The sequence below is a fragment of the Mycobacterium sp. NGS57 genome (assembly GCF_059812405.1).
Genome location: NZ_JCALCP010000006.1, coordinates 263071 through 285331 on the forward strand (window position 1 = coordinate 263071; position 22261 = coordinate 285331).

The following is a 22261-nucleotide window of genomic DNA, read 5'->3' on the forward strand; positions in this document are numbered from 1 at the left end:
TCAGCGCTCCTCCTGGCCACCGAAGAAGAATTCGTGTGCGTTGTTGTAGAGATAGTTTTCGAGCACATCGGGCGGCAGGTCCAGCCCGGCCGCCTCGGGCACGACGCGGTGCATCTTCAGCACCGGCCAGTCCGACGCGAAGATCACCTTGCCAGGTCCGCGGGTGCGCATGTAGTGCAGCAGGCTTTCCGGCAGCCGCTTGGGCGACCAGGCCGAAGTCATCAGGCGCAGGTTGGCGTATTTGATCAGCAGTCGGATCGCGATGTCCCACCAGGGATCCGCGCCGTGGATCATGCACAGCTTGAGCTCGGGGAACCGCACGCACACCCGGTCGAGGTGGATCGGGTTCTGTACCTCCCCCGGGATCGGCGGGCCCGGGATTCCGGTGTTGATGCACAGCGGCAGCCCGATCTCGGCGCACTTGGTGTAGAGCGGGTAGTAGACGGCGTCGCTGGGCGGGTACTGTCCGTCACCCCAAAAGCTCGGGCCCACAGCGGTATACGCGACGGGCAGGTCTCGGACGATCGCGCTGAGCTCGGCCAGCGACGGCATCGGGCGCAGCAGGTTCACGCCGCCCATCGCCAGCGCGAAGCGCTCCGGCTTGGCCTCGACGAATTTGCGGGCGGTCACCGACGGCTTCGCGAGGTTGTCCATCAGGATGGCCTTGCGCACGTCGTTGGCGTCCATCTCGTCGATCAGCTCCGCCAGGTCGACCGGCGCGAACATCGACTGGGGGCCCTTGAAGTAGTCGTCGCGCACCTTCAGCATCCACGTCGGCTGCTTCTCGGTCTCGCCGAAGTGCACGTTGACCAGGCAGTCGATCGCTTTCATGGGGACACCTTTGCTGTTGCCTGCCTTTTCGCCCAACGATAGTCGGCCTTTCCATTGCCCAGCCGGTGGACGTAGTCGACGATGATGAACTCCTTGGGCGCCTTGAACCGGGCCAGTTGCGCGGTGCAGTGCGCGTGCAGCGCCTCGGCCGCAGCCTCGGCCTCGTCACGCAGTTCGACCAGCGCGACGAGTTCTTCCCCCCAGCGGTCACTCGGCCGGCCGACCACCAGCGCGTCGGCGATCGCCGGGTGGGCGCGCAGCACCTCCTCGACCTCTTCGACGAACACCTTCTCGCCGCCGGTGTTGACCACCAGCGAGTCGCGGCCGAACAGCCGCAACGTGCCGTCGGCCTCCAGGCCGGCGCGGTCGCCCGATATCACCACACGTTTGCCGTTGATCACCGGAAAGGTCTTGCGGGTGGCATCGGGATCGTTGAAGTAGCCCAACGGGATTCGCCCCTCCCGGGCGACCCAGCCTACCTCGGTCTCGCCGGGGGACAGGAAGCGGCCGTAGTCCTCGGACAGCAGCAGCCCGCCCTCGCGCAGCACGAAGGTGTCGGCCTGCGTGTCGCCCCGGCTGTGGCCGAACCCCATGTTGCCGGTCTCCGACGAGCCGTAGCCGTTGATGACGGTGAGCTGGGGTATCAATTCGACCAGGGCGCGCTGATATTTGGGATTCGTTGCGGCGCCGCCGGTCCCGATCGCGTACAGCGACGACAGGTCATAGGAGCCGCGTCGCAGTTCGGTTACCAGCGGTGCCGCGTAGGCGTCGCCGACCATCGTCATCATGCCGACCTTCTCGCGCTCGGCCGTCTCCCAGACCAGTCGCGGGTCGAGCTTTCTGGCGGTGTCGTAGAGCACCACCGGGGTGCCGGCCATGATCGCCGAGAATGCCGTCCACATGCCGGCGGCATGCATCAGCGGCGACACCGCGAACCACGGCGGCCCGGCGGGCTTTCGCACCTTGTCGTGGATCTCCTCGGCGCAGGTGTGGTCGGCCCCCACCATCGACGACACGTAGATGTCGGACTGGCGCCACAGCACGCCCTTGGGCCGGCCGGTGGTGCCGCCGGTACAGATCATCAGCAGGTCATCCGGCGACCCCGTCACGCCCCGGTCCGTATCCCCCTGCGCCAGCGCGTCATCCAGCGACACCGCGCCGGGCAGCTCCGGCGTGGCGCTGCCGTCGTCGATCGATACGAACAGCTCCACGTCGTCGCGGGCAAGCGCGTCGGCGAACTTCGCGCCCAGCGCGCGGTGGTAGACGACCGCCCGCGGCCGCACGTAGTCGAGCAGCTCGCCGACCTCGCGCGACGTGTAGTGGTAGTTGATGTTCACCGGGACGGTGCGCGCCTTGAGACAGCCGACGACCATGTCGGGATACAGGTCGTTGTGCATCAACAGCGCGACGCGGTCCTGCCCGCATTCCCAGTTCTGCAGGTCCGCACGCTCCCGGTGGGCGCCGAATCCTTTGGCCGCCAGAAAGTTTCCCAGCCGCCGGGTGCGGTCCGCCGACTCGGCGAAGGTGCTGCGGCGGTCGCCACAGATCGTCATCGTCCGGTCGCCGATGACGTCGGCGATGGCGTCCAGAACCGCGCCGATGGTCCATTCGCTCACGGGAGTAACCCGCTTCCGGCGCTCAAGCAGCCGATCCGACCTGGACGCCGAGCAACTCGAGCGCGTTGTCGCGCATGATCTTTCGGATGTCGGATTCGTTGAACGCGGTGAGCTCCTCGGTGAACGATATCGGCGACTCGAGGCCTTCCCCGTGCGGCCAGTCCGAACCGAACAGGATCTTGTCGACGCCGATGACCTCGGCCAGCTCGGGCAGGTCGTCCTCGTAGTACGGGGCGATCCACACGTTGTTGCGCAGCTGCTCCACCGGGTCCACGGGGAAATGCTTGGGCTGGGTGTTGGCCGCCTTCTTCAGCCGCTTGACCAGCCGGTGCACGAAGTACGAACCGTTTTCGATGCTGACCGCCTTCAGTTTCGGGTGGCGGGTGAACACACCATGCACGATCATCGAGGCCATCGTGTCGTGGATGGCGCGGTCGTCGAGCAGCACCTGGTCCAGCGGGTCCTTGGCGCCGAACCCCTCGAACGTCGCCTTGCCACCCCACAGCGCGGCGATCGCCAAATAGCCGCTGTCAGAAAGGTGGAAGCCGACCGGCACCCCGGCCTCGGCCAGCCTGGCCCACACCGGGTCGTGAACCGGATCGCCGAGCGAGCGCGGCTTGACCACACCGGGCACCGGCGCCGGGCGCACCAGCACCAGCTTGGCGCCACGGGACAGCACGAACTCGACCTCCTCGACCGCCTGGGCCGGATCGGCGAGGGAGATGATCGGCGCGGAGATGATCCGGTGGTCGGGGCGGTCGAAGCCCCAGTCCTCGTCGAGCCAGAGGTTGAACGCGTGCACCGACGCCATCGTGGCCTCGATGTCGTGCTTGAGCGCTTCCTCGACGCCGCACGCGAAGGTGGGCAGCATGAACGCCGTCTCGATGTCCTGGGTGTCCATCACCTTGATGCGGGCGTCGCGGTTCTGGTACTCCGGGTGTTCGGCCAGCCGCTCGACCTTCATCAGCGACGCCGGGTCGACGCCTTCCGGAATCTCCCCGCGGAACAACAGGTCCAGGCAGCCGGGCACGATGATCGGGTCGAAGGTGACGTTGGGGATGAAGTGGTTGACGCGGTCGCCCATCAAGGCCCAGCTGCGCTTGCCGTCGCTGACGATTTGCACGCCGCGGCGCTTGAACTTCTTGTCCAGGTGCCGGGTGAACGAGTCGACGGGCTCGTAGTAGTGGTTGTCGACGTCGATCGCTTGGTAGCCCAAAGCGTTCATGATGATCCTTTCGGCTTAGGTGTGCAGCGGCGGGAACCGCGGCGGCCGCTTCTGCAGGAAGCTCGTGATGCCTTCGATGACGTCGGGCCGCAACAGCGACTCGTGCATGAGCGTTTCGGCACGCGCACTGACATCGGCCACATCGCGCAGCGCGTCGCCGTAGGCCTGCCGTTTGATCACCGCCAGCGACGCCGGCGAACAGTTGTGGGCGATGTCGTCCGCGTACTGCAGCGTGCGGGCCAGCAGCCGGTCGGGCGCGACGACCTCGTTGACCAGCCCGAGTTCGGCGGCCTCCTCGGCGAAGAAGGTGCGCCCGCTCAGCAGCAGGTCCATCGCCGCGCCCCAACCGGCGAGCCGCGGCAAAATCCACGAGATCCCGTACTCGGCAATCAATCCCCGGCGCGTGAACGCGGTGGCGAACTTGGCGCCGGCCGCCGCGAACCGCACGTCACACATCAGGGCGTGGGTCAGGCCGATGCCGACGCAGGCGCCGTTGACCGCGGCGATGATCGGCTTGCGCAGCGAGGTCAGGAAGTGCGGGTGGCGTTCGCCGACCAGCCGGGTGACGTCGGTGTCGCCGTCGCCGAGCTTTTCGTCGATGGATCCCGCGCCCCCCAGATCCGCGCCGGCGCAAAACCCCCGGCCCGACCCGGTCAACACGATCACCCGGACCTCGGGGTCGGCATCGGCACGGTCGATGCACGCGTAAAAGCCCGCCGAGATGTCGGGACCCCAGGCGTTGAGCCGCTCCGGCCGGTTGAGCGTGACGACCGCGACGCCGCTCGGGGTGACCTCGTAGAGCACCGCGTCGTCGGTGACCACATGGTCGGCGGCACTCATCAAACGGTCCCTCCCATGACTGACCAATGCGGCGTCTTTGTACCCATACTGTATACCTATCGGTACCGCATTCCACAACCGCCGCCCCGACGCCGGGAAACACGGCCGGAACAGCGGATTTCCGGGTGTCGACGAGCATTTCCATGCCCGGGGTTTCGGATGGTCGCCCGGTGGGGTATGAGGCAGGGGTGAACACGGCGGCACGGACACTCATGCACCGGCTACGCCGGGCGCGCACGGTGGCGGTGCGCCTCGAGTTGGCGATGACGGGCGTGCAAATCCTGTTTTGGGTCGCGCTGATCGGGTCTGTCTCGCTGGGGCTGGCCCACCTGTGGCGCGCGCCACGCCGGCGCGAGGTTTCGGTCGGCGACCCGGTCGGGAACCCGGAGAGTCAAGCCGTCCAACGAGGGTTTCAAAAAGGAGAGGAAAACAATGGTTGACAGCAAGAGCGGCCCGATCGAGCTCGTCAGGGGCATCGTCGAAGGCGTGCTCGGCAAGGCCAAGGAAATCGTCGGCACGATCCTCGGCCGCAACGACCTGATCAACGAGGGCGAAGCCCAGCAGGACAAGGCCGACGCGCAACGCGACGCCGGCCGCAAGGAAGCCGCGGCCGAGAAGGCCCGCGGCAAGGCCAAGGCGTACGAGGAGCGCGAGCGGGCCGAGCAGCAGTAAACGGCTGACCAAGGGGCGGGTCCGGTTGCAAAACCGGGCCCGCTTCGTCGTGTAATCCCTTGTGCCGCAACGCGGCTAGTTGTCGATGAGCCCCAGCCGCCGGTAGGCGTTCGCCATCTGGGTCTTCGCCTCGGCCGGCAGCTGTGCCTGCGGCGGGCGCGAATGCGGGTAGTCGCCGATCGGCAGGCCCAGCAGCGAGGCCGCGTACTTGAACGCGCCGCCCCAGTGGGTGAAGTAGTCCGACCGGCCCGGGTAGCAGGTCCACCACGGCCCGACGTCGAGGTCGAACTGATCCAGGCCGGAATCGCGCCCGTAGTCCATCGCCTCCACGAGTTTGTCATTTTGGATCAGGTCCCAATACTCCGAAAACAGCCGCCGCTGCGGGGTTTCGAACAGATAGCCCGACGTGCCCAGCTGCGCCGGACACACGATCCCGTCGCGCAGCCACCCGGCCCGGTACACCGTCTTGTCGCATTCCCACAGCACCAGGTCGGGCGCCAGCCGGTGCAGCATGCGGCTGGCGCCCGGGCGGAAGGCGCCCTCCTTGGTGGCGCAGACGGCGGGAACCTCGTCGTAGATCCGCGCGCCCTCGGCGGCGGTCAACACGTAGCCCGAGGACGGGGAATTGAACATGCCCAGGGCGATGTCGGTGCGCGCGGCGACGTAGTGGAAGAACCGCAGCACCCCTTCGCCGCCATGCGCCTCCATCATCGGAGTTTGGATGTAGGCGATGTCTGCACCCACCTCCTGGGCGTGCAGGGTCAGTTCCACGCAGTCCTTGGCCGACATCGCCGCCGTGCAGGCCTGCACCACCACATCGGGGTTGATGGACCTCGCTTCCTCGATTGCCACCTCCAGCAAGCGCTTCCGCTCGTCGAGGGTCAGCGCCCAGAATTCGGCGAGGCCGCTGGTGCACCACAGCATCGGGTGGCCGAGATCGCCGACGCAGTACCGCACTAGCGTCCGGTAGGCATCCCAGTCGATGTCGTCGCCATCGTCGCCGCGGAACGGCGTGTAGAGGGAGTCGCCGATTCCCCGCAACGCCCCGCGCGCCCAAGAACGTGCCTCACTCGCCGTCGCCACAGTGCACTCCTAACGTGATCTCAGGTGAAATCCGAACCGCCGTCGACGTTGATGTTGGCGCCGGTCATGTAGGAGTTGCGACGCGACACGAGAAACGCTGCGACGGGCCCGATCTCGTCCGGCAGGCCGGCGCGGGGCATGTGGGCCGGATGGCCGAAATGCTCGGCGATGGCGTCCATCAGCGCATAGGGGTCATTGCCGTCGACGCCGACGGACGTCGCCCAGCCGACCAGCGACTCGGACGCGATGCTGCCCGGCGAGACCACGTTGACCAGAATCTCGTCCTTGGCCAGCAGCAGGGACAGGTTTTTCGAAACGCTCGTCAGCATCGACTTGGCCGCCGTGTAGGCGGGCAGCATGACGCTTTGGCGCTGGGTCGAGTGCGCGGAGAAGGTCACGATCCGCGCCCATTGCGCCTTGCGTAGCAACGGAAGTGCCGACCGGACGCAGCGCACCATCCCCATCGCGCCGTCGTCGACGGCCTGCAGCCACTGGTCGTCGGTCAGCGCCTCGAAGTTGCCCGCCGCTCCCGGCCCGACCGTGATGACGAGCGCGTTGAGCTCGCCGCCCCACCGCTCACCGAGATCGGCGAACACCTTGTCGACCGCGTCGGCGTCAGCGACATCGGCGACCAGCCCGAGAGCATCGGGGCTGCCGCGGTCGGTCAACTCCCGTACCGCGGAATCCAGCGCATCCCGGCTGCGGCCGACCACGGCCACCCGGGCGCCTTCGTCGGCGAGGCAGCGCGCCGTCGCCAGGCCCATCCCGCGGCTGCCGCCGACGACCACCGCGGCGGCGTTGGCCAGCCCTAGATCCATGCCGTCAGCCCGGTCATCTTCGCCCGCCCAGCCTCATTTACCAAAAAGCCTACGATAGGTATTACAGTAGCAAATGGAAAACCACACAAGAGCAGGTTGACGGTCCCCAGCAGAAACGGCGACACGCACGCGTATACGCAGGTCAGGGAGGAACTGCCGGTAGATTCGACTGTACCGGTGGCACGGCTAGATCGTGATGGAGGTGCCCGTAGTGGCAAAGCAGGCAACCGCCGATAAGCGACAGCGACGCGAACGCGGGTCCATCAACCCCGACGACATCATCAGCGGCGCATTCGAGCTCGCCGAAGAGGTGTCGATCGACAACCTGAGCATGCCGCTGCTCGGCAAACATCTCGGCGTGGGTGTCACCAGCATCTACTGGTACTTCCGCAAGAAGGACGATCTGCTCAACGCGATGACCGACCGCGCGCTGAGCAAGTACGTGTTCGCCACCCCGTACGTGGAAGCCAGCGACTGGCGCGAGACGCTGCGCAACCATGCGCGGCTAATGCGTAAGACGTTCATGGGCAACCCGATTCTGTGCGACCTGATTTTGATTCGTGCGGCGCTGAGCCCGAAGGCGGCGCGGCTGGGCGCGCTGGAGATGGAGAAGGCGATCGCCAATCTGGTGGAGGCCGGCCTGTCCCCCGAGGACGCCTTCGACACCTATTCCGCGGTTTCGGTCCACGTCCGTGGGTCGGTGGTGCTGCACCGACTCTACGAGAAGAACCAGACCCCGGAGAGCGGGCCGCGCGCCATCGAGGACGCCGTGGCCATCGATCCGGCCACCACCCCGCTGATCGCCCAGGTGACCGGCCAGGGTCATCGCATCGGGGCGCCGGACGAGACCAATTTCGAGTTCGGGCTGGATTGCATCCTCGACCACGCCAGCGGCCTGATCGACAAGGGCGCCAAGTCGTCGCGGCAGGGCAAGGCAGCCAAGCGCGGCAAGTAAGCGACTCGCCAAGGCGTTGCTAGGCTTGGGATTCCGGTGGCTCCGGCACGTGGAAATGCTCGTCGCGTAGCCGGAACGCCTCCTTGGCCCCGTGCTGCGCGCGCGTCTTGACGAAGTTGAACTCGCCGGGCGCGAATTGCAGGTTGGTGCCAAAGGCGTGGAACAGATAGCTTGCGACTTCCTCGCCGTTGTACGCCTGGCTCTGCTCGACGAGGCGGAAAGCCTCCTTCGCGATGACGACCCCGTCGGCGGGCATCTTCGCCGCTTTTTCGGCCCAGTACCGCGCGCGTGCCGTCACCGAGCCGGGTTCGCAAGTGTCGGTGAAGATTCCGAGGTGCTCGAGCTCACCGGCCTCGACGATGTCACCGGTCAGCAGCAGGCGCCGGGCCAGGACCGGCCCCAGCCGATGGAAGAACATGTGCAGGCTGCCCAGCGCCGGGCCCAGGAAGCGGGTGGCGGGCATGCCGACCTTCGTGTCGCGGGCGATCACGGAGATGTCGGCCATCAGCGCCATCTCGAAACCGCCGCCGAGTGCGTAGCCGGCGATCTCGGCCACCGTCACCTTCGGGAAGCCCATGAAGTTGTGGTAGAAGCCAAAAGTCTTGCGGTCCACCGTGAGTCGCCGGCGCTGGCTGGGCCGGCGCTTGGCCTGGTCGTCGCTGGCCGGGCCGTACCAGCCGTATGCGTTGTTCATGTCGGCCCCGGTGGAAAAGACCCCCTCGGCTCCGCGCAACAGCACCACGGTGAGGTCGTCGTCGTCGACCACGCGATCCAGGCACCGTTCGACGGCCTCGCGCATGGCCGCGTCGTAGGAGTTGCGCTGCTTCGGGTTGTTGAGTGTGATCGTCGCGATCCGCCGGTCGGGATCGACCTCGAACAGGACGCGATCGTCGGACGCGCCGGTGGCGGTCATGTGTCGGTCTCCCTTCGGCGCCTGCCAAATCTGGTGGTGGCCAGCTGCTCCGGCGGCGACGCCAGCGTGTTGACCTCACCGGTGCAGAGCACTTCGTCGTCGAGCAGCAGCCGGGCCGTCGACGTGATGCCCCGGTCGACCTGCGCACGAACGATGTCGAAACGCAGGTCGGTCAGCAGCGGCGTGGGCCGGCGGAAGGTGACGAGCAGCGATCGCGTCTTGCCGGACAGACCGGTGACGCAATTGTGGTGCTGGATCACGCAATCGAAGAAGGCCCCGAGGAAGCCGCCGTGCACCAGCCCCGGCGGGCCCTCGTAGATCAGCGGGAAGCTGACGACGCCGTCGGCCCTGTCCGGATCCAGTCGATCGAAGCGGTACTCGGGGAAGCACGGGTTGTAGGCGCCGATGTCGGTGGCGTGGTTCAAATAAACCCGCCGGGGATCGCCGTCGATCTCGCCGATCCGCGGCGCGTTGTCCGTCGGGGCCGCGGCGGCCAGTTCGCCTTCCCACTCGGCGAACTTCGCGAGCATGGCGTGCACGGTGGGGTGCGGGTGCTCGAGGGACACCAGCAGCGAGCTGAGGCGGCGCATGGCGCCGGCGGCCGCCACCGTCTGGTCCAGGGGCGCCTCGCCGAATCTGGCGTCCGTTGCGGCCATACTTCCCTCTTTCACCCGGCTATTTCCGTCGGTAGCGTTTCCTTGCTAACTTATACAGCGTATCAATCGTATTGCCTACTGTATGGGTAACCGTAACGGCGGAGAAAGGCCGGATAGACGGTGAGTCAGGGGGCCGACACGGCCGGCGCCGAGGGTTCGGTCGAAACGTCCCGCGACGGCGCGGTGCTGCGGATCACGCTCGACCGGCCCGCGCGTCGTAATGCGTTGACCCACTTGATGATCCGGGATCTGGTCGGGGCGTTGACCGATGCCGCGGCCGACGATTCGTTGCGGGTGATCCACATCCGCGGCGCCGGGGACGACTTCTGTGCCGGCGCCGATTGGGTGGCCACCAACGAGCCGGGCGGGCCACGCCCCCGCGCCGGCGATCTGGTGCGCCGGGTTCCGCACGGCGCGCACCGCGTCATCGAACTCGTCGCCGGCGTCCAGCTGCCGGTGGTCTGCAGCGTGCGGGGCTGGGCCGTGGGTTTCGGCTGCAACCTCGCGCTGGCGGCCGACTTCACCCTGGCCGCGGTCGACGCGGTGTTCTGGGAACCGTTCGTGGACCGTGGCTTCAGCCCGGATTCGGGCTCCACCTGGCTGCTGGCCAGGCTGGTCGGCCTGGCACGGGCCAGGCGGATGCTGCTGCTGGGCGAGAAGGTCAGCGGGACGGCCGCCGCCGAATGGGGGCTGATCCACCAGGCCGTCGATTCCGCCGACCTCGACGACGTGGCCGAGCAGCTGGTGCAGCGGCTGGCCTGCGGGCCCACCGCGGCGATCGGGCTGGCCAAGCAGGCCCTGGCGTTCGGCCAGCACGCCACCCTGGACCAAGCCCTGACGCAGGAGTTGTTCAATCTGGAGTTGTCTTGCCGAACAGGCGATTTCAAGGAGGGCCTGGAGGCCTTCCGGCAGCGACGGGATCCGGATTTTCGTGGACGCTGAGCGCAGTATGAAGGGATGACTGATGCCCACTGATTCGTTCGACACGATCAAGTACGAGGTCGACGGGCACACCGCGACGATCACGCTGAACCGCCCGGACGCCCTCAACGCGCTGAGCCCGCACATGATCACCGAACTGCGCGCCGCCTACGACGAGGCCGAAAGCGACGACAACGTCTGGCTCACCATCGTCACCGGCACCGGCCGTGCCTTTTGCACCGGCGCCGACGTCAAAGAGATTCCCGAAGACGGCAAGGTGATCTACGAGCGGCCCTACCTGTCGACGTACGACCAGTGGGAGGCGCCGCAGGAGGGCACGCCGCCGTTTCGGACCATGGCCAAGCCGGTGCTGACGGCCGTCAACGGCCTGTGTTGCGGCGCCGGCATGGACTGGGTCACCACGACCGACATCGTCATCGCGTCCGAGCAGGCAACGTTTTTCGACCCACACGTCAGCATCGGGCTGGTGGCCGGCCGCGAGTTGGTGCGGATATCAAGGGTGCTGCCCCGCTCGATCGCCCTGCGGATGGCCTTGATGGGCAAGCACGAGCGGATGAGCGCACAGCGCGCCTACGAGCTCGGGTTGATCAGCGAGATCGTCGAACACGACCGCCTGCTGGACCGGGCCCACGAGATCGCCGACATCGTCAATTCCAATGCGCCGCTGGCCGTCCGGGGAACGCGACTCGCGATCCTCAAGGGCCTGAATGTGCCGCTGCACGAAGCGGAGATACTCGCCGAGACGTTCCGCGAACGGGTCCTGCGGACCGAGGATGCCGCCGAAGGCCCCCGGGCGTTTGTGGAGAAGCGCAAGCCGAACTGGCAATGCAGGTAAGCCGATGAGCCAGTTCGAAACCATCCTGCTCGACGTCGACGGTGACGCCCACGTCGCCACCATCACGCTGAACCGGCCCGAGCAGCTCAACGCGTTCAACCGCACCATGTGCGAGGAGATGGCACAGGCCTGGCGGGCGGTCAAGCTCGACGAGTCGGTGCATGCGGTGGTGTTGCGGGCGGCCGGCGACCGGGCGTTCAGCGCCGGGCTGGACATCAAGTCGCCGTACGGCCAGCCCGACAACGTGTGGAACCACGAGGATCCGGGCGAGGCGCTCAGCCCGAAGTGGCAGAAGATGTGGAAGCCGGTGGTGTGCGCGGTTCAGGGCATGTGCACCGCGGGCGCGTTCTACTTCGTCAACGAGTCCGATGTGGTGATCTGCTCCGACGACGCAACGTTTTTCGACTCCCACGTGTCGGCCGGGCTGGTGTGCGCGCTGGAGCCGATCGGGCTGATGCGGCGCATCGGCCTGGGCGAGACGCTGCGCATCGCGCTGATGGGCAACGACGAGCGGGTGGGCGCCGAGACCGCGCTGCGCATCGGATTGGTGACCGAGGTGGTCCCCGCCGACCGGCTGTGGGGCCGCGCCCACGAGATCGCGGCGACGATCGCCGCCAAGCCGCCGTCGGCGACCCAGGGCAGCGTGAAGGCGATCTGGGAGTCACTGGACAAGCCGTATCGTGCCGCCCTGGAGCAGGGGCTGATCTACACCCGGCTCGGCAATCCGCTCGGCACCGCCGAATTGGCCGCCCGGCGCGGCGAGGCCGGTGCGCACAAGCCGAAGATTCGCTGATGCACGCGCTCAGTCAGCGCATCGCCGACGTGCTGGGCCTGCAGCCGGATGCGAACGCGATCGAGTATGCGGGCCAATGGATCTCGTGGCGCGAATTGGGCGACACGGCATCAGGTTTCGCGGCGCTGGCCGCCCAGCATGAGCGGATCGGGATGCTGTTGCGCAACCGGCCCGGGCAGGTGGCGGCCTTCCTCGGGGTGTTGCTGGGCGGCGGCACCGTCGTCGTCATCAACCCCGCGCGCGGCGACGAGCGCACGCGCGCCGACATCGCCGCGCTGGAGGTGCCGATGGTCGTCGGTGAAGCCGACGACCTGGCGACGCTGGTAACGCCCGGGATCGCAACCATGCCGATTCCGACCCACCTGGACAGCGCCCGAACCCCTTTGCCACACACGGACCGTCCCGGCGCACGGGCCGACGTAGCCGTGCGGATGCTGACCAGCGGAACGACCGGCCCGCCCAAGCGCATCGACCTCGGCTACGACATGCTGGCGCGCAGCGTGATGGGCCGCGACCCCGAGCACGCGCCGGCGCCGACTGAACTGCGCCGCGGTGTCGCAATCGTCAACTCGCCGCTGGTGCACATCGGCGGCGTGTTCCGGGTGTTGCAATGCGTCGCCGAGGCCAGACCCTTTGTGCTGCTGGAACGATTCGAGCTCACCGCCTGGAGCCGGGCGGTGCGCACGCACCGGCCCCGCACGGTGTCGCTGGTGCCCGCCGCGCTGCGGACGGTGCTGCACTCGGACCTGACGCGCGCCGACCTGGAAAGCATCCGCGCCGTCACGTGCGGCACCGCGCCCCTGTCGGCCGACGACGCCGACGCCTTCACCGAAAAGTACGGCATACCGGTCCTGACCTCTTACGCCGCAACGGAGTTCGGCGGGGGCGTCGCCGGCTGGACCCTGCCCGACTACGAAAAGCACTGGCACGCCAAGCGCGGCAGCGTCGGCCGGGCCAACCCCGGCGCGCGGCTTCGGGTGGTCGACGACGAGGGCGCGGAGCTCGGCCCGGACCGGGTCGGATTGCTGGAAGTCAAGCCCGGGCAGCTGGGCCCCTCGGCGGCGTGGCTGCGGACCACCGACCTCGCGCGCATCGACGCCGACGGCTTCGTCTGGATCGTCGGGCGTGCCGACCAAGCGATCATTCGCGGCGGCTTCAAGGTGATGCCCGACGACGTGCGCGTCGCGCTGGAGACCCACCCCGCGGTGGCAGGCGCGGCGGTGGTCGGACGCCCCGACCAGCGCCTCGGCGAGACGCCGGTGGCCATGGTGCAGCTCCGCGAGACCGCGTCCGCCGACGCCGACACGCTGGAGCAATACCTCCGAACGCGGTTGGCCCGCTACGAAATCCCCACCGAGATCGCGATCGTCGAGGAGATCCCGCGAACACCTTCGGGCAAGGCCGATCTCGCGGCGGTCCGGCTCTTCTTCAGCGATGCCACCCAGCGCGACCATGCCCGGTGACGCGGTAACGGTCGCCCGAGTTCTGCGGCACCGGTCTGATTCGCGCGCCGAGCATCCGCTGCTGATCTGCGATTCCGAGCGCATCAGCTATGCCGAGGCCGACCGCCGCTCGACGGAATGCGCCCGCGGGTTGATCGCGCTCGGGTGCGGCAAGGGCACCCACGTCGGGCTGCTTTACCCGAACGGCGCCGAGTTCGTGGTCGCGATGCTGGCGGCGGCGCGGATCGGGGCGGTGGTGATCCCCTTCTCCACCTTCGCCACCGCCCGCGAACTGCGCGAGCAGCTCGTCGACAGCGACGCCCAAATCCTGTTGGCCACCGCGTCATTTCGCAACCACGATTACGTGCGACGACTGGCCGAAGCGCTCCCGGGCGCGGAGCTGGATTCCGATGCCCCATTGTTCTGCACCGCCGCGCCGGTATTGCGCCACGTCGTCGTCGATGGCGAACGGGTGCGGCGGCTGGCCGATGCCGTCGATCCCGCGCTGCCGGCGGCGATGGAAGACGACGTCGACGGCTGCGACCCGCTGGCCATCGTCTACACGTCGGGCTCCACCAGCAGCCCGAAGGGGGTGGTACACACCCACGCGGGCCTGCTCGAGCATCAGCGCAACCTCAACGGGATCCGCGGCCTGACCGCCGCGGACAGGCTGTTCTGCAATTCGCCGTTCTTCTGGATCGGCGGGTTCGCGTTCGGTCTGCTCGCCACCTTGGTCGCCGGGTCGACGCTGGTGTGCTCCAACGCCACGGATCCCGGTCGGACACTCGACCTGCTGGAGGCCGAAAGGCCCACTGTCACCAACGGTTTCGCGGCCACCGTCGCCCACCTGGCCGATCACCCGAGCTTCGCCGATCGCGACCTGTCGTCGATGCGCCGCGGCAACCTGTACCCGATCATGGCACCCGCCGCGCGGCCGGCCGATCCGGAACTGCGGCACAACATGCTCGGGCTGACCGAGGCCGGCAGCGTGGTGCTGATCAGCGGCGACGAAGCCGACCAACCCGAAAGCCGCCGCGGCTCGTTCGGCAAGCCGGCGCCGGGGTTCGAGACCAGGATCGCCGAGGCCGATGCGTCCGGGGTCGGCGAACTCTGCATCCGCGGCCCGTACGTCATGCAGGGCTACCACAAGCGCACCCGCGAGGAATGCTTCGACGCCGACGGCTGGTTCCACACCGGCGATTTGGTGCGCACCGACGCCGACGAATTCTTCTACTACGTCGGCAGGCTCGGCGCGATGATCAAGACGGCGGGCGCCAACGTCTCGGCGGCCGAGGTCGAGCAGGCCATCACCAGGGTCACCGGCGCACCGGCCCACGTTGTGGGCGTCCCCGACCCCGTCCGGGGAGAACTGGTCGCCGCGGTGGTCGTGCAGCCAGATTTCGACGAAGCCGCGCTGCGGGATCGGCTCAAGGCGGAGCTGTCGTCGTACAAGATTCCCCAGCGGTTTATCCCCTTGTCCCCCGCCGAGATACCGGTGCTGTCCAGCGGCAAGGTCGATCTGCGGCAGCTGCGGAAGCTATTCGATGCCTGACCGGATCGACGACCTGGTGCGCTCGCGCGCCGCGGAGCACGACACCAAGCCGATGGTGATCGACCCGGCGGCGCGCGTCAGCTACCGCGAACTCGACACCGCCACAAGCGATCTGGCCGCTGTCCTCGTCGAGGCCGGTATCGGCAAGGGCACCCGGGTCGGGCTGATCATGCCCAACAGCGCCCGCTGGGTGCAGGCGGCGATCGCCGTGACTCGCATCGGCGCCGTGCTGGTTCCGCTGAGCACCCTGCTGACTGCCGGCGAATTGGTCGCCCAGCTGCGGGCCGCGTCGGTGCAATATTTGGTCAGCGTCGAGGAATTCCGCGGCCACCGCTACCTGGACGACGTGCGTTCGGTGCCGCGGCCCGAACTGCCCGCCCTGCGCGAGGTCTGGTCCGCCGACCGGCTCTACCGCATCCCCGCCGGGGAGGGCGCCCGCCGGATCGTCGACGCGATGACCGGGACCGTCACCCCCGCCGACCCGTTGGTCATCATGTTCACCTCGGGCAGCAGCGGGGCGCCGAAGGGGGTCGTGCACTCCCACGGCAACGCGCTGAGCGCCGTGCGCTCGGGCCTGGCGGCGCGCTGCATCAACTCCGACATCCGCCTGTATCTTCCGATGCCGTTTTTCTGGGTCGGGGGCTTCGGCAGCGGCATCCTGTCCACGCTGCTGGCCGGCGCCACCCTGGTGACCGAGGAGATACCGCGGCCCGAAGCGACCCTGCGGCTGCTGGAAACCGAGGGGGTCAACCTGTTTCGCGGATGGCCCGACCAGGCCGAGGCGCTGGCCCGGCACGCGGGGACGCTCGGCACCGACCTGCCCGCGCTGCGCCCGGGCAGCCTGGAGGCCCTGCTGCCCCCCGAGCATCGGTCGCAACCCGGCGCGCGGGCCACGCTGTTCGGCATGACGGAGGCGTTCGGGCCGTACTGCGGATACGCCGCCGACACCGATATGCCGCCGAGCGCGTGGGGCAGTTGCGGCAAGCCCTTCCCGGGCATGGAGGTCCGCGTCGCCGATCCCGAAACCGGTGAGCCGGTCGCGTCGGCAACCGTTGGCATGATCCAGATCCGGGGTCCGCACACTCTGCGCGGCATCTGCCGGCGCAGCCGGGAAGAAGTGTTCACCGCCGACGGCTTCTACCCCACCGGCGACCTCGGCCGCCTGGACGAGGACGGGTTCCTGTTCTACCACGGCCGATCCGACGACATGTTCAAGGTCAGCGGCGCCACCGTCTACCCCAGCGAGGTGATGCGGGCGCTGCGCTCGATCGACGGCGTCCACAACGCCTATGTCACCAACGTTTCCGGGGCCACCGGCGACCGCGTCGGCGCGGCGGTGGTGTGCGACGGCGCGCTCACCGCCGAGCAACTGAGCGCCTCGGCCCGGAAGTTACTGAGCGCCTTCAAGGTTCCCACCGTGTGGCTGCTGCTGTCCTCCGACGACGACGTGCCCCGCGGCGCCACCGGCAAGGCCGACATCCGCCGCCTGCGGGAGATGTTGGCCGAAGCGAGCCGCCCTTAGCTACGGCACCCGTGTCCAGGGTTGGCAGTTCTGCGACTCGAAGGCCTTGACCGAGGAATTGATGTTCGCGTACATCGGACCGATCGAGGTGTTCGTCTGGAGCACATGGTCCTTGCTCGCGTCGGGAGTGCTGTAGGTGAACCACGCACACATCGAATCCTGGGTCGGCACATCGTTGATCCAAACGCCGAAGGCCGACCCGGACCCGCCCGTGTGGTAGAGGCCGGGCGCGATGTCGGGACCTACCACGAAGACGCCGTTGCCGGGGATGGGATCGAGCGGGTCAGCGACGGCCGGCGACGCGAGCGCGGCGCCTGCCGCGGCTACCGCGACCGCGACGAATCCGGCGGATGTGCGAAGCGTATGAAGCATCTCGTCTCCATGTCGTCGCCCTCCCCACGGGTAGCGTAGCTCAGTGCCCCTCCACCACCACGCCGCGTGCGGTGAGGTGGTCGATCAGCGGGACGGCGCCGGCGGCAAGGTGTTCCGACATCGCGGCCCGCGCGAGCTCGTCGTCGTGCCTCTTGAGCGCGGACAGGATCCGCCGGTGATCGCGGATCGACTGTTCCGGCCAGCCCTCGATCGTGGGGAACACCGATTCCGGTGCGTAGCGGGTGATCTGCGACATCAGCTGGGCGAGCTTGGGCGAGTCGGCGGCGACGTTGATGGCCCGGTGGAACTGGTGGTTGAGGCGAACGGTCCGCTCGTCGTCGTCGCCGGCGTACGCGTCTTCGAGCTCGGCCTGGATCTGTTTGAGCTCGCGCAGTTGATCGTCGGTGATGTTGGCCGCGGCCCGCGCGGCCAGTTCACCACCGACGTGGGCCTGCACGTTGGCGACGTCGGCGACGTCGCGCCCCGTGACCGGCAACACCGCGAAGCCGCGGTGGGGCTGCTGGGCGATCAGGCCCTCGGCGCGCAGCGCGAACAGCGCCTCGCGCACCGGCGTGACACTGATCCCCAGCTCGGCGGCCAGCTGGTCGAGCCGCACGTACGATCCGGCGGCGTAGGTGCCGTCGAAGATCCTGGTGCGGATCAGGCGCGCGACGTCGTCGGAAAGCTGCGGCCGCGCAGCGAAATCCGGAATGGCCATCGCGTCACACCTGATACTCGGCAAGTAGCCGCTTGCTGATGATGTTCTTCTGGATCTCGCTGGTGCCCTCGCCGATGAGCAGGAACGGCGCGTCGCGCATCAGCCGTTCGATCTCGTACTCCTTCGAGTAGCCGTACCCGCCGTGGATCCGGAAGCTCTGCTGGGTGACCTCGGTGCAGTATTCGCTGCACAGGTATTTGGCCATGCCGGCGGCGACGTCGTTCCGCTCGCCGGAATCCTTCAGCCGCGCCGCGTTGACCATCATCAGGTGCGCGGCTTCGACTTTGGTGGCCATCTCGGCCAGCTGGAACGCGATGGCCTGGTGCTCGGCGATCGGCTTGCCGAAGGTGTGGCGTTGCTGGGCGTACCGCGCCGCCAGTTCGAAGGCGCGAAGGCCGACGCCGCACGCCCGGGCCGAGACGTTGACCCGGCCGACCTCGATGCCGTCCATCATCTGGAAGAAGCCCTGCCCCGGGGCGCCGCCCAGAACGTCGTCGGCGCTGGCGTGGTAGCCGTCGAAGATCAGTTCGGTGGTGTCGATGCCCTTGTAGCCGAGCTTGTCGATCTTGCCCGGGATCACCAGGCCCGGTACCACTTCACCAAACCCGGTCGGCTTTTCCACGAGGAACGCGGTGAGGTTGCGGTGCGGCTTGTCCGCGCCCTCGTCGGTGCGCACCAGCACCGCGATCAGCGTCGAGCTCCCGCCGTTGGTCAGCCACATCTTCTGCCCGTCGATGGTGTAGCCGCCATCCGGATTGCGTTGCGCCCGAGTGCGGATCGCCGCCACGTCGGAACCGAGCTCCGGCTCGGACATGGAAAACGCACCGCGGGTCTCACCCGTCGCCATGCGCGGCAGGAAGCGCTGCTTCTGCGCGTCGGTGCCGTGCTGGCGCAGCATGTAGGCCACGATGAAATGGGTGTTGAGCACACCGGAGACGCTCATCCAGCCCCGCGCGAGTTCCTCGACGCACAGCGCGTAGGTCAGCAGCGATTCCCCCAGCCCGCCGTACTCCTGCGGGATCATCAGCCCGAACAGCCCCATTTCCCGCATCTGCTCGACGATGTGTTGCGGGTAGGTGTCGCCGCGCTCGAGTTCGGGCGCGTTGGGGATGACCTCCTTCTCGACGAATTGCCGTACGGTGGCGAGGATTTCGGTCTGGAATTCGGTCAGCCCGAGCGTTTGGGCGAGTTTGGTCATGCGCTGCCTTTCCCTATCGTGTTGGCGGCCGTCAGGCGCGCGATGTCGTCGGTGGTCAGGCCCAGGCATTCGGTGAGGACGGCGGCGGTGTCCTGGCCCAGGGCCGGCGCCGGGGCGCCGGCCCGATGGGCGCCGTCGAACGCGGCGGGCAGGCCGGGGGCGAAATGGTCCCCGACGCCGGGTTGGTGCAGGCGGGTGAAGAGCGGGTTGGCCGTCACCTTCGGGCCCGCGGCGACCTCGGCGAAGGTCCGGTAGCGCTCGAACAGCACGGTGGTGTCCGACAGCGCGGCGGTGACGTCGTCGGCGTTGGTATCGGCGAACCAGGTGGCGAACAGCCCCGACAGCGCGTCGCGGTAGCGGTAGCGGTCGCCCTCCGAAGCGAAGTCCACGCCCAGCGCCTCCTCGAGCGCAGACACGGCGGCGCCCGTGCCGGTCACCTCGACGAGGTCGCGAAAGTGCCTGCGCGTCAAGGTGACAACCATGAAGGAGACCCCGTCGCTGCTGGTGAAGTCCTGGCCGTACTGGCCGTAGATGGCGTTGCCGAGCCGTTCGCGTTGTGTCCCGTTGACCTGGGGTTCGGTCAACAGGCCGAGGTTTCCCGCCGTGGCCAGCGCGACGTCCTCCAGCGCCAGGGTCACGCGCGCGCCCCGTCCGGACCGGTCACGGTCGCGGACGGCGGCGGCCACGGCCAGCGCGGCGTACAGGCCGCAGCACACGTCCCAGGCGGGCAGCACGTGGTTGATCGGGCCGGCGTGCGCGGCCGGGCCGGTGACGAGGGGGTACCCGATGCCGGCGTTGACGGTGTAGTCGACCCCGGTGGACCCGTCGCCGCGCCCGAGCAGTTGGACGTGGATGACGTCGGAGCGCTTGGCCGCCAACAGCTCATGGCCGAGCCAGGGCAGGACGGCGTTGGTGACGACGACGCCGTCGCCCTCGACGATCAGCCGCCGGACCAGCTCCTGGCCGTCGGGCGAGCGCAGGTCGATGGTGGCCGAGCGCTTGCCCTTGTTCAGCCCGGTCCAGTAGATCGACGCGCCGCCGGCCGCCAGCGGCCACCGCTGCACGTCGGAGGCGCCGCCGATCGGGTCGACCCGGATCACCTGCGCGCCAAGCTGTCCCAGCGTCATGCCGCACAGCGGCGCGGCGACGAAGCTGGACACCTCCACGACGGTGAGGCCGCTCAGCGGGCCGGTCATCTCACGCGACTCGCTCGAAGATCGCGGCGAGCCCCTGGCCGCCGCCGATGCACATGGTCTCCAGCCCGTAGCGCGCCTGGCGGCGGTTGAGCTCGCGGGCCAGGGTGGCCAGCATCCGGCCGCCGGTCGCGCCGACCGGGTGGCCCAGCGAGATGCCCGAGCCGTGCACGTTGGTGCGGTCGTGGTCGGTGGCTCCGAAGTTCCATTCCCGCATCACCGCAAGCGCTTGTGCGGCAAAGGCTTCGTTGAGTTCGATGAGGTCGATGTCGGACAGCCGCAGGCCCGCCTTGGCCAGCGCAGCCTCGGTGGCGGGTACCGGGCCGATGCCCATAACGTTGGGGGCCACGCCCGCCGAACCCCACGACACCAGCCGCACCAACGGCGTCAGGCCGCATTCGGCGGCTTTCTCGGGGGTGGTCACTACGCACACCGACGCGGCATCGTTTTGCCCGCTGGCGTTGCCGGCGGTGACGGTCGCCTCTGGATCCTCGTCCAGCAGAACGGGTTTGAGCTTGCCGAGTGACTCGACCGACGTGTCGGCGCGGGGGTGCTCGTCAATGTCGATCAGCTCCTCGCCCTGGCGGGTGCGCACCGCGACCGCGACGATCTCCTCGGACAGGATGCCGTTCTTCTGCGCGGCCACCGCCCGTTGGTGGGAGCGCACCGCGAGCTCGTCCTGCTCCTGGCGGGAGATGCCGTACTGGCGGCGCAGGTTCTCGGCGGTCTCGAGCATCCCGCCCGGCACCGGATAGTGCCGGCCACCGGCCGTGGTGCGCCCGCGCGCCAGCCCGTCGTGCACCCGCACGCCGCCGCGGGCGCCGCCCCACCGCATGTCGGTGGAGTAGAAGGCGACGTTGCTCATGCTTTCGCAGCCGCCGGCGAGGACGAGGTCGTGGTCGCCATTGCCCACCTGCAGGCACGCCTGGATCACCGCTTGCAGGCCCGAGCCGCAGCGCCGGTCGACCTGCATGCCCGGGACCGTCACCGGCAGACCGGAATCCAGCGCCACCACCCGCCCGATGGCCGGCGCCTCGCTGCTGGGATAGCAGTGCCCGAGGATGACGTCCTGCACCGCCTCGGGCGCGATGCCGGTGCGCGCGAGCAGCCCTTTGAGGGCGGCGACGCCGAGGTCGACGGCAGTCTGCGACTTGAACATCCCGCCATAGCGGCCGATCGGCGTGCGTACGGGCTCACAAATCACGGTCTCGCGCATGGTCGCTGCTCCCCTTAGATGTGGCGGCCGCCGGTGACTTCCATGACAGTGCCGGTCATGTAGGACGACAGATCCGAGGCCAGGAACAGGGCGACGCCGGCGACCTCGCTGGGCTCGCCGGCGCGGCCCATCGGGACCTCGGCCTCCTTCTGGTCCCAAATGTGTTGGGGCATGGCCTCGGTCATGGCCGAGCGAATGAGGCCAGGGGCGATCACGTTCACCCGGACCCCCAGGTACGCGAGCTCTTTGGCCGCGGCCTTGGTCATCCCGACGATGCCGGCCTTGGCGGCCGAATAGTTGGTCTGGCCGATCATGCCGACCTTGCCCGACACCGACGACATGTTCACGATGGCGCCGCGCTTGTTCTCCCGCATGATCGCCGCCGCCGCCCGCAGGCCGTTCCAGGTCCCCTTCAGGTGCACGTCGATGACCTGATCGAACTGCTCCTCGGTCATCTTGCGCATCGTCGCGTCGCGGGTGATGCCGGCGTTGTTGACCATGATGTCCAGCCCGCCGAAATGCTCGACGGCGGTCGCGACCAGGGCCTCGACGTCGGCGGCCTTCGTGACATCGCAGCGCACCGCCAGCGCGACGTCGCCGCCGCCCAGCTCCTTGGCCGCGAGTTGGGTGGCCTCGAGGTTCAAATCACCGAGCACCACCCGTGCGCCCTCGGCGACGAATCGCTGCGCAATGGCAAAGCCCAAACCTTGCGCGGCACCGGTGACGACCGCGGTCTGACCGTTCAGCAACGACACGTGAATCACACCTTCCTCGATTTGTTCCAACCCGGGACCACCCGTCGGGCAAGATCATATTTCATATAGGATCTTGCCCGGTGTCCGGTCCCACTCCAAGGAGCATGCGCCAAG

General features: G+C 68.3%; 23 protein-coding genes. 9 read left to right on the forward strand and 14 right to left on the reverse strand.

The genetic code is table 11. The features are described from left to right. The 4 genes from AC5Y43_RS13835 to AC5Y43_RS13850 are packed head-to-tail and all read right to left on the reverse strand — an operon-like array spanning position 1 to position 4512. On the reverse strand, positions 1-831 hold the full coding sequence (locus AC5Y43_RS13835; RefSeq protein ID WP_499973243.1) for an amidohydrolase family protein: 831 nt from the start codon (positions 829-831) through the stop codon (positions 1-3). Next, complete coding sequence (locus tag AC5Y43_RS13840) at positions 828-2447, reverse strand: acyl-CoA synthetase (protein WP_499973245.1); 1620 nt, start codon at positions 2445-2447, stop codon at positions 828-830. The genes AC5Y43_RS13835 and AC5Y43_RS13840 overlap by 4 nt, the downstream gene beginning before the upstream one ends. A gap of 22 nt (positions 2448-2469) precedes the next feature. After that, positions 2470-3672 carry an amidohydrolase family protein gene (locus AC5Y43_RS13845; RefSeq protein ID WP_499973246.1) on the reverse strand — a complete coding sequence of 401 codons (1203 nt, stop codon included), beginning with the start codon at positions 3670-3672 and terminating at the stop codon, positions 2470-2472. A gap of 15 nt (positions 3673-3687) precedes the next feature. Then, a complete protein-coding gene (locus tag AC5Y43_RS13850; RefSeq protein ID WP_499973247.1) occupies positions 3688-4512 on the reverse strand; it encodes an enoyl-CoA hydratase in 825 nt (274 codons plus the stop codon). Between the two features lie 125 nt (positions 4513-4637). Between AC5Y43_RS13850 and AC5Y43_RS13855 the strand changes: the two genes are divergently transcribed. Together AC5Y43_RS13855 and mbp1 are read left to right on the forward strand one after the other, a co-directional pair. Further along, the gene (locus AC5Y43_RS13855) at positions 4638-4952 is read left to right on the forward strand and encodes a hypothetical protein (protein ID WP_499973248.1); all 315 of its coding nucleotides are present in this window, start codon (positions 4638-4640) and stop codon (positions 4950-4952) included. After that, positions 4945-5184 (forward strand): microaggregate-binding protein 1, encoded by a 240-nt coding sequence (gene mbp1 / locus AC5Y43_RS13860; protein WP_499973250.1) that lies wholly within the window; start codon positions 4945-4947, stop codon positions 5182-5184. Before AC5Y43_RS13855 ends, mbp1 begins: the two co-directional genes overlap by 8 nt. A gap of 75 nt (positions 5185-5259) precedes the next feature. Here the strand turns inward: mbp1 and AC5Y43_RS13865 are convergent, their stop codons facing one another. Together AC5Y43_RS13865 and AC5Y43_RS13870 are read right to left on the reverse strand one after the other, a co-directional pair. Further along, positions 5260-6267 carry a dihydrodipicolinate synthase family protein gene (locus AC5Y43_RS13865; protein WP_499973252.1) on the reverse strand — a complete coding sequence of 336 codons (1008 nt, stop codon included), beginning with the start codon at positions 6265-6267 and terminating at the stop codon, positions 5260-5262. A gap of 20 nt (positions 6268-6287) precedes the next feature. Further along, a complete protein-coding gene (locus tag AC5Y43_RS13870; RefSeq protein ID WP_499973254.1) occupies positions 6288-7085 on the reverse strand; it encodes an SDR family NAD(P)-dependent oxidoreductase in 798 nt (265 codons plus the stop codon). A 196-nt stretch (positions 7086-7281) separates the two neighbouring features. Here AC5Y43_RS13870 and AC5Y43_RS13875 point away from each other — a divergent pair, with 196 nt between their 5' ends. Then, positions 7282-8040, forward strand: coding sequence for a TetR/AcrR family transcriptional regulator (locus AC5Y43_RS13875; protein ID WP_499973256.1), 759 nt, complete (start codon positions 7282-7284; stop codon positions 8038-8040). Between the two features lie 19 nt (positions 8041-8059). On the opposite strand, the gene AC5Y43_RS13880 is transcribed toward AC5Y43_RS13875, so the two are convergent. Beyond that, positions 8060-8953 carry an enoyl-CoA hydratase/isomerase family protein gene (locus AC5Y43_RS13880; RefSeq protein WP_499973259.1) on the reverse strand — a complete coding sequence of 298 codons (894 nt, stop codon included), beginning with the start codon at positions 8951-8953 and terminating at the stop codon, positions 8060-8062. Next, positions 8950-9609, reverse strand: coding sequence for a hotdog family protein (locus AC5Y43_RS13885; RefSeq protein WP_499973261.1), 660 nt, complete (start codon positions 9607-9609; stop codon positions 8950-8952). Before AC5Y43_RS13885 ends, AC5Y43_RS13880 begins: the two co-directional genes overlap by 4 nt. A gap of 120 nt (positions 9610-9729) precedes the next feature. Between AC5Y43_RS13885 and AC5Y43_RS13890 the strand changes: the two genes are divergently transcribed. Genes AC5Y43_RS13890 through AC5Y43_RS13915 form a run of 6 tightly spaced genes read left to right on the forward strand, consistent with a single transcriptional unit; the run spans position 9730 to position 16695 of the window. Further along, positions 9730-10551, forward strand: a complete 822-nt coding sequence (locus AC5Y43_RS13890; protein ID WP_499973262.1) for an enoyl-CoA hydratase/isomerase family protein — start codon at positions 9730-9732, stop codon at positions 10549-10551. A 22-nt stretch (positions 10552-10573) separates the two neighbouring features. Continuing rightward, on the forward strand, positions 10574-11386 hold the full coding sequence (locus tag AC5Y43_RS13895; protein WP_499973264.1) for an enoyl-CoA hydratase/isomerase family protein: 813 nt from the start codon (positions 10574-10576) through the stop codon (positions 11384-11386). A 4-nt stretch (positions 11387-11390) separates the two neighbouring features. After that, on the forward strand, positions 11391-12179 hold the full coding sequence (locus AC5Y43_RS13900) for an enoyl-CoA hydratase/isomerase family protein (protein ID WP_499973266.1): 789 nt from the start codon (positions 11391-11393) through the stop codon (positions 12177-12179). Further along, positions 12179-13642: a class I adenylate-forming enzyme family protein gene (locus AC5Y43_RS13905; RefSeq protein WP_499973267.1), complete on the forward strand. Its 1464-nt coding sequence runs from the start codon at positions 12179-12181 to the stop codon at positions 13640-13642. Before AC5Y43_RS13900 ends, AC5Y43_RS13905 begins: the two co-directional genes overlap by 1 nt. Beyond that, positions 13632-15173, forward strand: a complete 1542-nt coding sequence (locus tag AC5Y43_RS13910; RefSeq protein ID WP_499973434.1) for a class I adenylate-forming enzyme family protein — start codon at positions 13632-13634, stop codon at positions 15171-15173. The genes AC5Y43_RS13905 and AC5Y43_RS13910 overlap by 11 nt, the downstream gene beginning before the upstream one ends. Further along, positions 15166-16695 carry a class I adenylate-forming enzyme family protein gene (locus tag AC5Y43_RS13915; RefSeq protein ID WP_499973268.1) on the forward strand — a complete coding sequence of 510 codons (1530 nt, stop codon included), beginning with the start codon at positions 15166-15168 and terminating at the stop codon, positions 16693-16695. Before AC5Y43_RS13910 ends, AC5Y43_RS13915 begins: the two co-directional genes overlap by 8 nt. Here the strand turns inward: AC5Y43_RS13915 and AC5Y43_RS13920 are convergent, their stop codons facing one another. From AC5Y43_RS13920 to fabG, 6 genes are read right to left on the reverse strand one after another with little or no spacing between them, the layout of a single operon-like run. Beyond that, on the reverse strand, positions 16696-17067 hold the full coding sequence (locus AC5Y43_RS13920) for an Rv1352/Rv1906c domain-containing protein (RefSeq protein WP_499973271.1): 372 nt from the start codon (positions 17065-17067) through the stop codon (positions 16696-16698). It lies immediately after the preceding gene. 40 nt (positions 17068-17107) lie between these two features. After that, positions 17108-17785: a GntR family transcriptional regulator gene (locus AC5Y43_RS13925; RefSeq protein ID WP_499973273.1), complete on the reverse strand. Its 678-nt coding sequence runs from the start codon at positions 17783-17785 to the stop codon at positions 17108-17110. A gap of 4 nt (positions 17786-17789) precedes the next feature. Beyond that, positions 17790-18983 carry an acyl-CoA dehydrogenase family protein gene (locus tag AC5Y43_RS13930; protein ID WP_499973274.1) on the reverse strand — a complete coding sequence of 398 codons (1194 nt, stop codon included), beginning with the start codon at positions 18981-18983 and terminating at the stop codon, positions 17790-17792. Beyond that, positions 18980-20179, reverse strand: a complete 1200-nt coding sequence (locus tag AC5Y43_RS13935) for a CoA transferase (protein ID WP_499973275.1) — start codon at positions 20177-20179, stop codon at positions 18980-18982. Before AC5Y43_RS13935 ends, AC5Y43_RS13930 begins: the two co-directional genes overlap by 4 nt. A 1-nt stretch (position 20180) precedes the next feature. Next, positions 20181-21392, reverse strand: a complete 1212-nt coding sequence (locus AC5Y43_RS13940) for an acetyl-CoA C-acetyltransferase (RefSeq protein WP_499973276.1) — start codon at positions 21390-21392, stop codon at positions 20181-20183. Between the two features lie 14 nt (positions 21393-21406). After that, positions 21407-22156, reverse strand: coding sequence for a 3-oxoacyl-ACP reductase FabG (gene fabG, locus AC5Y43_RS13945; protein WP_499973277.1), 750 nt, complete (start codon positions 22154-22156; stop codon positions 21407-21409). Positions 22157-22261 lie beyond the last annotated feature (105 nt).